Source organism: Micromonospora sp. TSRI0369, assembly GCF_001905625.1.
Classification (GTDB): Bacteria; Actinomycetota; Actinomycetes; order Mycobacteriales; family Micromonosporaceae; genus Micromonospora; species Micromonospora echinospora_A.
The window spans coordinates 324,156-337,129 of record NZ_LIVU01000006.1 but is presented as its reverse complement, the minus strand read 5'-3'; the positions used below and the strand labels follow the sequence as shown (position 1 = coordinate 337,129).

Below are 12,974 nucleotides of genomic sequence, written 5' to 3'. Positions count from 1 at the left end.
GTGCCTGAAGTGACCGCTGTCAGTCTCGGTATGCCCCCCGTACCGCCGCCGCCGCTGGCCCCGCGCCGGGCCAGCCGCCAGATCATGGTCGGTTCGGTGCCGGTCGGCGGCGGCGCGCCGGTCTCGGTGCAGTCCATGACCACCACCCTCACCGCCGACGTCAACGCCACGCTCCAGCAGATCGCCGAACTGACCGCGTCCGGCTGCCAGATCGTCCGGGTCGCCGTGCCGTCGCAGGACGACGTGGAGGCGCTGCCCGCGATCGCGCGCAAGTCGCAGATCCCGGTGATCGCCGACATCCACTTCCAGCCCAAGTACGTCTTCGCGGCGATCGACGCCGGCTGCGCCGCGGTGCGGGTGAACCCGGGCAACATCCGGCAGTTCGACGACAAGGTCAAGGAGATCGCGCGGGCCGCCGGCGACGCGGGCGTGCCGATCCGGATCGGCGTGAACGCGGGCTCGCTGGACAAGCGCCTGCTGGCCAAGTACGGCAAGGCCACTGCCGAGGCGCTGGTGGAGTCGGCGCTGTGGGAGTGCTCGCTGTTCGAGGAGCACGGCTTCCGGGACATCAAGATCTCGGTCAAGCACAACGACCCGGTGGTGATGATCCGGGCGTACCGGCAGTTGGCCGAGCAGTGCGACTACCCGCTGCACCTCGGCGTCACCGAGGCGGGCCCGGCGTTCCAGGGCACGATCAAGTCGGCGGTGGCGTTCGGCGCGCTGCTGGCCGAGGGCATCGGCGACACCATCCGGGTCTCGCTGTCCGCCCCGCCGGTCGAGGAGATCAAGGTCGGCAACCAGATCCTGGAGTCGTTGGGGCTGCGCGAGCGCGGCCTGGAGATCGTCTCCTGCCCGTCCTGCGGGCGGGCGCAGGTCGACGTCTACAAGCTGGCCGAGGAGGTCACCGCCGGTCTGGAGGGCCTGCCGGTGCCGCTGCGCGTCGCGGTCATGGGCTGCGTGGTGAACGGTCCGGGTGAGGCTCGCGAGGCCGACCTGGGCGTTGCTTCCGGCAACGGCAAGGGCCAGATCTTCGTCAAGGGCAAGGTCGTCAAGACGGTGCCCGAGGCGCAGATCGTGGAGACGCTCATCGAGGAGGCGCTGCGGATCGCCGACGAGATGGGCGCCGAGATCCCCGAGGAGCTGCGCGACCTGGTGCCGGGCGGCGCCACCGTCACCGTGCACTGATCCACTTCCGCGTCGCCGTGCGGCCGTCCCCGTCGGGGCGGCCGCACGCGCCGTCTCAGGGGCGGGGCACGGCGGCGAAGGGGGAGAGGGTGAACCAGCCGGGCGCGGCGCGCCGCAGCGCCTCCGGCCCGGTCACCTCCACCGCGCCGCCGCGCAGCGCCGCCGCCCATCCGAGGTCGCCCATCCAGACCTGGACAAGGGCGCGCAGGTCCGCCGTGACGGTCACCGTCACGTCGTGACCGGGGTCGATGTCGCAGACGTCGGCCTCGCCCCCGGCGATCACCATCCACCAGTCGCGCTGCGACGCCGGCACGTCCCGGAAGCGGAACCGCACGACGGTACGCCCCGGCGGGACCGCGTCGTGGTCGACGTGCCGGTGCATGTCCCACAGCAGCAGCTTCGGGTCCAGGTCGGCGTCGCCCAGCTCGCCGATCCAGCGCACGCCCCAGGCGCCGAGCGCCTCCAGCACGGGCCGCAGCTCCCGCCCGGCGGCGGTCGGGACGTAGCGCACGTCGGCGCCGTCGACCCGCCGTTCCACCACGCCGGCGCGGACGAGCTGGTGCAGCCGGCGGGACAGCAGCGTGGGCGACATCCGGGGCAGGCCCCGGCGCAGCTCGTTGAAGCGTTCCGAGCCGCTGACCAACTCCCGGACCACGAGCAGCGTCCACCGCTCGTCGAGCAGTTCCATGGCCTTCGCCACGGGGCAGAACTGGTGGTAGGAGGCCCCCATGGCGGGCACGCTACGCCCGGCCCGGCGGCCCGGCCAGGCGCCTGTCGGGTGCGGTACAGATCTCGTACTGGGGGCCGGGACGTCCGCTGCCTAGCGTCCCTGACAGGGACGACAGGTGAGGAGCGACAGATGATCGAGGAACGGGAGCAGGACGCGGCGGTGAAGGCCCGGCACCGCGCGATGTGGGCGATGGGCGACTACTCCGCAGTGGCCGCGCAGGTGATCCCGCAGTTGGGGGCGACGCTGGTCCGGGCGGTGGGGGTGGGACCGGGCATGCGGGTGCTGGACGTGGCGGCCGGAACCGGCAACGCGGCTCTGCCGGCGGCCCGGACCGGCGCGGAGGTGGTGGCCGGTGACCTCACCCCGGAGCTGCTGGCGATCGGGCAGGCGTCGGCCGAGCGGGAGGGCGTGACGCTCACCTGGGAGGAGGCGGACGCGGAGGCGCTGCCGTACGCCGACGGCGCGTTCGACGCGGTGCTGTCCTGCGTGGGCGTGATGTTCGCGCCCCGGCATCGGGTCGCCGCCGACGAGTTGCTGCGGGTGTGCCGTCCGGGCGGGACGATCGGCCTGGTCAACTGGACCCCGGAGGGCTTCGTCGGCCAGTTGTTCGCGGCCATGCGGCCGTACGCGCCGCCACCGCCGCCGGGCGCGCAGCCGCCCCCGCTCTGGGGCGACGAGGACCACGTCCGGGAGTTGTTCGGCGACCGGGTCGACGCGCTCAGGCTGGGGCGCGACGCCGTGGTGGTGAACCGGTTCGCCACGCCCGTGGAGTTCCGGGACTTCTTCGCGACCCACTACGGACCGACTGTGGCGGTCTACCGGGCGAACGCGGGCGACCCGGAGCGCACAGCCGGGCTCGACCGCGCGTTGACCGACCTGGCCGCCCGGCACCTGGACGACGGCGTGATGCGCTGGGAGTACCTGCTCGTCACCGCGCGCCGCGCCTGACGGCACGCCGGCCGTCGTCCGGCCGGCGTGCCGTCGCGGGCGGCGGTGCTCACTCGGACTCGGCGAGGATGGCGTAGAGCTTGCGCCGCGTCTCGTCGAGCACCTGGGCGGCCCGGGCGCGCTGGTCGTCGGTGCCGGTGGTCATCACCTGCCGCAGCGCCTGCATGGCCTGCGCGCCGGCGTCGCGGATGTCGTGCCAGCTGTTGACCGTCTGCTCGGCGAACTCGGCCCAGGGCGGGGTCTGCGCCGCGTCGGCCGCCTCGGCCTGCCCCGCCTCGGTCAGCGCGAACCGCTTGCGTCCGCCCTCGGAGTCGGCGGCGGTCGCGATGACGCCCTCGTCCTCCAGCAGTTGCAGCGTCGGGTAGATCGAGCCGGGACTGGGCCGCCAGGCCCCGCCGGTGCGGGAGTCGATCTCCTGGATCATCTCGTAGCCGTGCATGGGCCGTTCGGTGAGCAGTGCCAGCACGGCGCCGCGCACGTTCGGCCGCCGGCCGCGTCCGCGCCCGCCCCGGCCTCGACCGTGACCATGCGGTCCGGGCGGGAAGGGCGGCGGACCCGGGGGTACGGGAGGGAAGCCGAAGCCACCCCGGCGGCGCATCTCGTCGTGCATGGCGTGCATGCGTCGATGGAAACCCATCAGGGCTCTCCTTCTGTCGTCGTATCACTGATGCATCAACGATATATCGGCAATGCATCGCCGACAAGACGCTAGCCAAACCGGGCCGAAAACCGTACGTGCGTACTGTTAGGCTGCCGGTGTGCGGCTGCTTCCCGAACCCGGACCGTCCCGGACCCTCGCCCTCTCCACGCTCGTCAACACCGTCGGGCGGGGCACCTGGCTCACCGCCAGCGCGCTCTTCCTCACCCGCTCGGTCGGCCTCTCCGTGGCCCAGGTCGGCGTGGCGCTCACCCTCACCGCGCTGGTCAGCCTGGTGGCGAGCACCCCGATGGGCTACCTGGCCGACCGCCTCGGGCCGCGCGGGCTCCAGATGGCCGCGCTGCTCGCCTCGGCCGGGTGCACGGCCGCGCTGGTCGCGGTGCGCTCGTTCACCGGCTTCCTGGTCGTCGGCGTGCTGATGGCGCTCGCCGACGCGGGCACCCGGGGCGCCCGGGGCGCGCTCATCGCCGGGGCCGTCCCACCCGACCAGCGGGTCCGCACCCGCGCCTACCTGCGCGCGGTCACCAACGTCGGCATCTCGGTGGGCACCGTGCTGGCCGGGTTCGCGCTCGCCGCCGACACCCGAGGCGCGTACGTCACCCTGATCCTGCTCGACGCCGCGACATACGTGCTGGCGGCGGCGGTGCTGCTGCGGCTCCCGCCGGTACCGCCGGTGCCCGCCCCGGCGCACGGGCCACGGCTGATCGCGCTGCGGGACCGCCCGTTCCTCGCCTTCACCGTGCTGGACGGGCTCATGTCCATGCACTTCTCGCTGATCAACATCGCCCTGCCGCTCTGGATCGCCGGGCACACCACGGCCCCGACCTGGCTGATCTCCGTCTGCCTGCTCGTCAACACGGTGGTGGTGATCCTGTTCCAGGTCCGCGCCTCGCGCGGCACCGAGGACCTGACCGGCGCGGGCCGGGCCTCCCGTCGGGCCGGCGTCCTGCTCGCGGTCGCCTGCGCGTTGTTCGCCGCAGGTGGCGGTGTGCCGGTCGCGGTGGCGGTGCCGCTGCTGCTGACCGGCGCGCTCGTGCACGTCGTGGGGGAGCTGTGGCACGCGGCGGCCGGCTGGGGCATCTCGTTCGGGCTGGCCCCGGCGCACGCGCACGGCCAGTACCAGGGGGCGTACGGGATGGGCATGCAGCTCGGTTCGATGGTCGCCCCGGTGGTGGTGACCACCCTCGCGATCGGCTGGGGCGTGCCGGGCTGGCTGGTGCTCGGCGCGGTGTTCCTGCTGCTCGGCGCGCTCGTGCCGCCGGTGGTGCGGTGGGCTGCCCGGACCCGGCCGCCCGCGCCCGAACCGGAGCCCGCGCCGGTCGGCTGAGCCACCGCTCACCACAGTGCTCCGGGGTGTCCGGTCGGCCCCCGCGCCCCGGGGCGGATCTGGCAGGCTGGTAACCGTGCTCACGATGCCGGTACGCCAACTGGGGGAGTCGGAGCGCCGTGCCGTCGAACGGCTGCTCGACCTCGACCCGTACGCCGGCGCGCAGGTCGCCGAGCGGGTGGCGGCGCGCGGGCTGGCCTGGTGGCGGGCCGAGGCCCGGATTCTCGGCTACGGCTCGCGCCGCAACCTGGAGTCGATCTGCTGGCTCGGCGGCAACCTGACCCCGGTGCTCGCGTCCGAGCCGGCGGTGAGCGCGTTCGCCGAGCAGTTGAGCGCCCAGGAGCGGCTCTGTTCCTCGATCGTGGGCCGCGCCGACGCCGTACTCGGGCTCTGGGACCGCCTCGGCCCGTACTGGGGGCCGGCTCGGGACGTACGCCCGAACCAGCCCTTGCTGGCCACCGACGCGCTGCCCGCTGTGGCGCCCGACCCGGACGTACGGCGGGTGCGCGGCAGTGAGGTCGACCGGCTCTTCCCGGCCGCGGTGGCGATGTACACCGAGGAGGTCGGGGTGTCGCCGCTGGCCGAGGACGGTGGGCGCGGCTACCGGCGGCGGGTGACCGAGCTGGTGCGCGCCGGCCGCGCCTACGCCCGCTTCGTCGACGGGCGGGTGGTCTTCAAGGCGGAGCTCGCAGTGGTGACCCGCCGGACCGCGCAGGTGCAGGGCGTCTGGGTGGCGCCGGAGTGGCGCGGCCGGGGCATCGCCACCGCCGCGATGGCCGCAGTGGTCCGCGACGCCCTGGACCGGGTCGCGCCGACAGTGAGCCTCTACGTCAACGACTTCAACCTGCCCGCCCGCCGGGTCTACGAGCGCTGCGGCTTCCGCCCGGTCGGCACGCTCGCCACAGTGCTGTTCTGAGGATCACTCCCGCCGGACGTCCCGAACCGGACACCCGGCGCTAGGCTGGGCATGTTTTTATACTGACTAGTCAGTTTGGAAATCGGGGTCTGATGAACATCGTCGAGACCAGTGGCCTGGGGCTGCGGACCCGCCGCGGCTGGGTCTACCGGGACGTCGACCTCACCGCCGCGAGTGGTGAACTGGTCGCGCTCACCGGCCCGCCCGGCAGCGGACGCACCTCGCTGCTGCTCACAGTGGCCGGGCGCTTCCCGCACAGCCACGGCGAACTGCGCCGCCAGGGCCCGGCCGCGCTCGGCCAGGTGGCCGGCGTGCACGAGCCCGACCCGACGCTCACCGTCGCCGAGCACATCACCGAACGCCTGCTGCTGCTCGGGCCGGTACCGCGCCGCCGTCGGCGCCTGGTGCCGGTGACCGCGGTGCGCGCCCGCCGGGCCTACCGCCGCGACGCCTACGCCACCGCCGTCGCCGGCGCCGGCCTCACCGACGCCCCACTCGACCCCGACCGGTACGGCAGAGACCTCACCCCTGTCGAACGGCAGGTGCTCGGGCTGGTGCTGGCCAGCCTCGGCGGCCCCAGCCTGATCGTCGCCGACGACGTGGACGCCGGCGCCGACCGCCCCGAGCGGGAGTGGATGTGGGGCGCGCTGGAACGCCTCGCCGACCAGGGGTACGCGGTGGTCGCCAGCGCCCGCGCCGTCGAACCCGGGGTGGCCGCCACCGTGCACCGCATCGGCGACCCGGCAGTGCCCGCCCTCGCACTTCCCGGCGAGCCCGCTCCCGCCCTTCCCGCCGAGGTGACCGCATGAGCGTCCTGCGACTGGCCCTGTTCGAGCTGCGCCGGATGACCCGGGGCCGGCTGCCCCGCGCCGCCCTCGCCGTGCTCACCATCGTCCCGCTGCTCTACGGCGCGCTCTACCTGTACGCGTTCTGGGACCCCTACGGGAAGATGGACCGGATCCCGGTCGCCCTGGTCAACGCCGACCGCCCGGCCACCGCCGGTGACGGCAGCGAGGTGCACGCCGGGCGCGACCTGACCGGGAAGCTGCTCGACCGCAAGGTTTTCGGCTGGACCGTCACCGACCAGGCCGACGCCACCAGGGGGCTGCGCGACGGGCGCTACCACCTGGTCTTCTCCATCCCGCAGGACTTCTCCGCCACGCTCGCCGCCGGCCCGGAGCCGGATCGACCGGCCCGGCAGGGCGAGCTGAAGGTCGTCAACGACGACGCCACCAACTACCTCTCCGGGTTGCTCGCCCGGTCGGCGTTCAGCGAGATCCGGGCCGCCGCGGCGCAGAGCACCGCCGCCACGTACTTCGACAGGATGCTGATCGGCTTCACCGACGCCAAGGCCGAGACCGGGCGCGCCGCCGACGGCGCCGGGAAGATCGCCGACGGCCTCGGCAGCTCCCAGCGGGGCGCCGATCAGCTCGCCGACGGGCTCGGTGACGCCACCGACGGCGCCGGGCAGCTCGCCGGTGGACTGAACCAGTCCGTCCAGGGCGCGGACAAGCTCGCCAAGGGCCTCGACCAGTTGCGTACCGGCGCCGCCCAGCTCGCCGACGGCGCCGGGCGTGCCGCCACCGAGACCAAGGCCGCCGCGGCCACTGTGAACGCCGCCGCCGACAGGTACGAGCCGGTGCTGCGCCGCAACGCCGACAAGATCCAGAAGGCGGCCACGCTGGTCGCCGACGGCGCGCAGCAGCTCGCCGCAGGACTGGACGCGCTCCCCGGCAAGGCCGCCGAGGTGGTCGCGACCGCCGAGGAGGTCCGTGACCGGCTCGACGCGGTCGCGAAGGAGCACCCCGAACTGGCGGACGACCCGGACTTCGCCGCCGCCCGCAAGGCCGCCGACCGGGCCGTCACCCAGGCCCGCTCGGTGGTGGCCGCGCTGGACAGGACCGACATGGCCACGCTGCGCAAGCAGATGACCGACGTGGCGAAGACCGCCCGCGAGGTGGCCGCCGCCGCGCCGCACCTGGCCGACGACGTCGCCTCCGCCCGCGCCAAGGTGAACGAGCTGGCCGGTGGGCTCGCCACGCTGGCGCAGGGCAGCGCCAAGCTCCGCGACGGCCTGGGCGACGCGTCGACCGGGGCGAGCGAGCTGCGCGGCGGCCTCTACCGGCTCGCCAGCGGAGCCCGCCAGCTCGACGGCGGCCTGGCCCAGCTCGGCAGCGGCAGCAACCGGCTGGTCGACGGGCTGACCCGGTTGGAGGGCGGCGCCGGTGACCTCGCCGACGGGCTCGCCGCCGGGGAGCGGAAACTACCCGGGTACGACGACGCTGCCAGTCGCGCCGACGTGCTCGGCGACCCGGTCGGTCTGATCCGCGACACGCAGAACCCGGCCGGCTCGTACGGCGTGGGCTTCGCCCCGTACTTCCTGTCGCTGGCGCTCTGGGTCGGCGCGATGATCACGTACATGCTGTTGCGGCCGGTCAACCGGCGGCACGTGATGTCCGGCGCGCCCGGCTGGCGGGTCGTGCTCGCCGGGTGGCTCCCGGCCGCGGGCATCGGCCTGGCCCAGGTCGCGGTGCTCTACACGGTGGTGACGCTGGCGCTCGGGCTCGACCCACGGCACGGGGCGGCCACGTTCGGGCTGCTCGCCCTCGCCTCGCTGGCGTTCACCGCGATCATGCAGCTGCTCGGCGTGGCGCTCGGCCCGGCCGGCCGGCTGGCCGCGCTGGCGCTGCTGATGCTCCAGCTCACCTCGTCCGGCGGCACCTACCCGGTGCAGACCTCGCCCGGCTTCTTCCAGGCGATCCACCCCTGGCTGCCGATGACGTACGTGGTGGACGGGCTGCGGCACACCATCAACGGCGGTACGACCGCCCCGGTGGTCACCGCCGCGCTGGTACTGCTCGCGTTCGGGCTGGGCGCCATGGCGCTCACCGTCGGCGCGGCCCGCCGGTCCCGCCGGCTGACCCCGGCGAAGCTGCACCCCGAACTGACCATGTGAGGATGAGCCGGTGACGGACGGACGGACGCGCCGGCGCGAGGACACCCGCCAGCGCCTCTTCGTGGCGGCGGTGGACCTCATCGCCGAGCAGGGCTTCTCGGCGACCACCGTGGACGACATCGCGGCCCGGGCCGGCGTGGCGAAGGGGACCGTCTACTACAACTTCGAATCCAAGACCGTCCTGTTCGAGGAGCTGCTGCGGCACGGCATCGGCCTGCTCACCGCCGAGTTCCGGGCCGCCGTCGACGGGCTGCCGCCGCTGGAGGCGCTCGGCGCGCTGGTCCGCGCGCAACTGGAGTACATCCGCCGCTACCGCGCCTTCGCCCAGCTCCTGCTCTCGGAGATGTGGCGGACCAACAGGGAGTGGCAGCAGACGCTGCGGCTGCTGCGCGGCGAGGCCATCGCGGTGATCGCCGACACGGTGCAGGCCGGCGTGGACAGCGGTGACCTCCCGGCCGACCTGGACGTGCGTACCGCCAGCTCGGCGCTGTTCGGCGTCGGGCTGGTGGTGGCGGTGGACTGGCTCGTCTTCTCGCCGGAGCGGCCGATCGACGAGGTGCAGGAGTCGCTGCTCGGCATCGTCCGGCGGGTCGCCCGGACCTGACCAGCGGTCGGTAATTCGGTTGATTCCGGGCCGCCGGAAGGGTGAGGGTGAGGTCACCGCCCCCACCGATCCGAGTCCGGAGGACCTTCCATGCGCCTGCTCCGAGATCTCTGGGCCACGGCGCCCCGGCGGATGGCGGCGGTACTGCTGCTGATCGTGCTCGGCGCCGGTGGCCAGGCGGCCGCGTCCGCGCTGGCCGGGCCGGTGCTGGTGCACCGCTCGTCCGGCTGGTTCGTCGCGCTCGCGGTGGCGCTCGTCGCCGCTGTCGTCACCGACCTGCTGATCGGCCTGATCATGGCCCGGCTCACCGCCGACTGGTCGGCCGACGTGCGGCGGCGGCTGTGCCGGGTCGCGCTCGGCCAGGACCTGCCCACCCTGGAGACCACGCCGGTCGGCGAACTGCTCGACCGGATCGACAACGACGTCTACCAGGTCGCCGCCGAGATGCGGAACACCGGCGTACGGCTGGCGCAGGGCCTCGCGGTCTGCGCGCTCTCGGCGGTCAGCGCGCTGATCGTCTGGTGGCCCGCCGGTGTCGGCATGATCCTGCTGACCGCGCTGCTCGCGGTGACGCTGCGCCGCCCGACCGCCCGGATCGCCCCGGCCCGGATGGCCGAGGAGGAGGCGTGGTCCGACCTCGCGGCGGTGATGGAGGAGGCGGTCCACGGGCAGGACGACGTGCGCACCAGCCTCGCCCGGCCGTACGTGCTACGCCTCTACGCCCGTCGCGCGGCCGAGGTGATCGCCCGGTGCGTCCGGGTGTTCCGGCTCTCCGCCCGGGTCACCGCGGCCGCCGCCGGCGCGGTCCGGGTCGGCATCGCCGGTGTGGTGCTGGGCGGCGCGTGGGCGCTCGCCACCGGCCGGGTGGACGCCGCCCGGCTGACCGGAATCTGGCTGCTGGCCATCGCGTTCGGCGCGACTGTCGAGCACATCGCGCGCTGGGTTCCGCACCTTCAGCAGGCGTTCGGCGCGTGGGCCCGGGTGCAACTGCTGGCCGGGTCGCCGCAGGAGCCGGACGGCGGGGCCACCCCGGTCGACGGCGACCTGACCGTACGCGGGCTCACCTACCGCTACCCGGCCGGCGGGGACGACCGCGGTCCGGCGCTGCGCGACGTGCGCCTCGACTTCGTCCGGGGCCGCTCGTACGCGCTCGTCGGGCGGACCGGCTCGGGTAAGTCGACGCTGGCCAAGGTGCTCACCAGGGCGGTGGACGTGCCGCGTGGCACGGTGTTCCTCGGCGGCACCGACCTGGTCGACCTGGACGTCGAGGAGCTGCGCCGGTGGATCGCCGTGGTGCCCCAGCGCACCGAGATCCTGGCCGGCACGCTCGCCGAGAACGTGGCGCTGTTCGACCCGGAGCTGCTGGACGCCGCCGAGCGGGCGCTGGCCGAGCTGGGCCTGGCCGGCTGGATCGCGGAGCTGCCCGACGGCGTGCACACCCGGCTCGGCGACGGCGGCTACGTGCTCTCCGCCGGGCAGGAACAGCTCGTCGCGTTCGCCCGGATCCTGGTCCGCGACCCGCACGTGGTGATCCTCGACGAGGCCACCGCGCGGCTCGACCCGGTCACCGAGAACCGGGTACGCGAGGCCACCGAACGGCTGCTCACCGACCGGATCGGCATCGTCATCGCGCACCGGCTCTCCTCGGTGCGCCGCTGCGACGAGGTGGTGGTGATGGCCGACGGCGCGGTGCTGGAGGCCGGCCCGCTGCGCGAGTCGGCCCGCTTCGCCGAACTGCTCGCCACCAGCCACGCCGGGGCGTACTCCGGGGTGGGCGCCCGGCGCGGCGGCGTGGAGCTGCTCGACGCGCCCGCCTGGGACGACGCGCCCGCCACGCCCACCGCGCCCGCGACGCGGCCGGTCGCCGTGCCGCGCGCCGACCCGCCACCGGCGCCGCCCACGCCGCCCGCGCGGACCATGCGCGAGATCCTCCGGCTGGGCTTCAACGACCCGCGGTACGGCCTGCTCTCGGTCGCCCTGTTCATCGTGATGACGGTGCTCGGGATGGACGGCGCGGTGCTGCCCTGGCTCTGGGCCGACCTGGTCGGCGGCGGCGACCCGTGGCTGCCGGCGCTGGGCATCGTGGCCGCGCTGCTCGTGGTGCTGCCGCTGCCGTACCTGACGAACCTGTGGTTCCCGCAGTGGTGGATCCGGCAGATGCTGCGGATCAGCGCCCGGCTGGTGCACGGGCAGACCGGTGCGCGCCGGGTCAGCGGGCACACCCCGGCCGAGGTGGTGGCCCAGGGCGGCGACACCGACCGGGTGGTGCACCTCGCCGACAACCTGATGGACCAGTTCATCTCGCTGGTCATCGTGGTGACCATGACGCTGGTGACCGGCAGTTTCGTGCCGGCGTTGTTCTTCGTCGGCACGATGGTGGTCTCCGGGCTGGCGGCGACGCTGTTCGGGCCCCGGCTGGAACGCACCGCGGCCGGCACGGTGAAGGCCCGCGCCGCGTTCGCCACCGCACTGGTCTCCGCGCTGTCCGCCGCCCGGACGGTGAAGCTGGCCGGCGCCACCCGCCCGGTGCTGCGTCACCTCGCCCGGCTGGACGAGGTACGCAGCGAGCGGCAGCGCCGCGAGATCGCCATGCAGGTGTGGGCCCGGTCCACCCCGGCGGTCGCCAGCGGCCTGCTGCCGATCGGCGCGTGGGCGCTCTACCTGACCGGCGGGCTGTCCGCCGGCGCCACGCTCGTGGCCGTCTCCACGCTCGGCGCGGCCCGCTGGTTCGCGTGGACCACCGCGTCACTGGTCTCGCAGTACCCGTCGGCGCGGGTGTGGACGAAGCGGACGGTGGCGATGACCGGCGAGGCCGTGTACGCCGCGCCGGTGCCCGGACTGGACCTGGTCGCGGGCACCGCGCCCGCGCCCGAGCCGCCGCCCCGGCACCCGCTGCGCCGCCTGGAGCTGTCCGGCTTCGGCGCGCTGCACTCCGACGGCATGCTCGCCGTCCGCGACGTCGACCTGGTGGTCGAGCGCGGGCAGTTGGTGCTCGTCGTCGGCCCGGTCGGGTCCGGCAAGTCGTCGCTGCTGCGGGCGCTCGCCGGGATCGTGCACCACGTCGGTGAGCTGCGCTGGAACGGCGACCCGGTCACCGAGCCGGAGATGTTCCTGCGCCCCAACCAGGTCGGGTACGTGGGTCAGCTGCCCCGGGTGCTCTCCGGCACGGTGGCCGACAACATCGCGCTCGGCCACCAGGTGGACGCCGCCGGCGCGGTCTCGACCGCCCAGCTCGAACACGACCTGGCCGCGGCCGGGGGCGGGCTCGGGCTGCTGATCGGGCACAAGGGCACCCGGCTCTCCGGTGGTCAGCTCCAGCGGCTGGCGCTGGCCCGGGCGCTCGCTCCGCGTACCGAGCTGCTGGTGGCCGACGACGTGTCGTCGGCGCTGGACGTGAGCACGGAGCTGGCGCTGTGGGCGGCGCTGCGCGAGCACGGGGTCACTGTGGTCGGCTCGACCGCGAAGCGGGCCGCGCTGGTCCGGGCCGACCGGGTGGTGGTGCTGATCGACGGCACCGTGGCCGACCAGGGCACCTGGACCGACCTGGAACCCCGCTGGAACCACCTGGCCGGCTGACCGCCCGGGTTTTCCCCGTTGATCATGAAGTTGGCGGCGACAAAACGGACGCAGAACGCCGCCAACTTCATGAT

General features: G+C 74.3%; 10 protein-coding genes. 8 read left to right on the top strand and 2 right to left on the bottom strand.

Translation table 11 applies throughout. The annotated features are described in order from the left end of the window. Window positions 1-9: 9 nt before the first annotated feature. Window positions 10-1,185, top strand: coding sequence for a flavodoxin-dependent (E)-4-hydroxy-3-methylbut-2-enyl-diphosphate synthase (gene ispG, locus AMK25_RS22295; protein WP_073830326.1), 1,176 nt, complete (start codon window positions 10-12; stop codon window positions 1,183-1,185). A gap of 55 nt (window positions 1,186-1,240) precedes the next feature. Here the strand turns inward: ispG and AMK25_RS22290 are convergent, their stop codons facing one another. Further along, entirely contained in the window at window positions 1,241-1,915 is a 675-nt protein-coding gene (locus AMK25_RS22290) for a winged helix-turn-helix transcriptional regulator (RefSeq protein WP_073830325.1), read from the bottom strand. A gap of 129 nt (window positions 1,916-2,044) precedes the next feature. Here AMK25_RS22290 and AMK25_RS22285 point away from each other — a divergent pair, with 129 nt between their 5' ends. Further along, on the top strand, window positions 2,045-2,863 hold the full coding sequence (locus AMK25_RS22285) for a class I SAM-dependent methyltransferase (RefSeq protein WP_073830324.1): 819 nt from the start codon (window positions 2,045-2,047) through the stop codon (window positions 2,861-2,863). Between the two features lie 49 nt (window positions 2,864-2,912). Here the strand turns inward: AMK25_RS22285 and AMK25_RS22280 are convergent, their stop codons facing one another. Beyond that, window positions 2,913-3,500 (bottom strand): PadR family transcriptional regulator, encoded by a 588-nt coding sequence (locus AMK25_RS22280; RefSeq protein WP_073830323.1) that lies wholly within the window; start codon window positions 3,498-3,500, stop codon window positions 2,913-2,915. A 121-nt stretch (window positions 3,501-3,621) separates the two neighbouring features. Between AMK25_RS22280 and AMK25_RS22275 the strand changes: the two genes are divergently transcribed. The 6 genes from AMK25_RS22275 (at window position 3,622) to AMK25_RS22250 (ending at window position 12,900) form a co-directional block, all read left to right on the top strand. After that, window positions 3,622-4,848 carry an MFS transporter gene (locus AMK25_RS22275; RefSeq protein ID WP_073830322.1) on the top strand — a complete coding sequence of 409 codons (1,227 nt, stop codon included), beginning with the start codon at window positions 3,622-3,624 and terminating at the stop codon, window positions 4,846-4,848. A gap of 76 nt (window positions 4,849-4,924) precedes the next feature. Beyond that, window positions 4,925-5,764, top strand: coding sequence for a GNAT family N-acetyltransferase (locus AMK25_RS22270; RefSeq protein WP_073830321.1), 840 nt, complete (start codon window positions 4,925-4,927; stop codon window positions 5,762-5,764). A gap of 92 nt (window positions 5,765-5,856) precedes the next feature. Further along, window positions 5,857-6,573 (top strand): ATP-binding cassette domain-containing protein, encoded by a 717-nt coding sequence (locus AMK25_RS22265; RefSeq protein WP_073830320.1) that lies wholly within the window; start codon window positions 5,857-5,859, stop codon window positions 6,571-6,573. Then, window positions 6,570-8,720 (top strand): YhgE/Pip domain-containing protein, encoded by a 2,151-nt coding sequence (locus AMK25_RS22260; RefSeq protein WP_073830319.1) that lies wholly within the window; start codon window positions 6,570-6,572, stop codon window positions 8,718-8,720. The genes AMK25_RS22265 and AMK25_RS22260 overlap by 4 nt, the downstream gene beginning before the upstream one ends. A gap of 10 nt (window positions 8,721-8,730) precedes the next feature. Then, window positions 8,731-9,324, top strand: a complete 594-nt coding sequence (locus AMK25_RS22255) for a TetR/AcrR family transcriptional regulator (RefSeq protein ID WP_073830318.1) — start codon at window positions 8,731-8,733, stop codon at window positions 9,322-9,324. A 90-nt stretch (window positions 9,325-9,414) separates the two neighbouring features. After that, a complete protein-coding gene (locus AMK25_RS22250; protein WP_073830317.1) occupies window positions 9,415-12,900 on the top strand; it encodes an ATP-binding cassette domain-containing protein in 3,486 nt (1,161 codons plus the stop codon). Window positions 12,901-12,974: the final 74 nt, after the last annotated feature.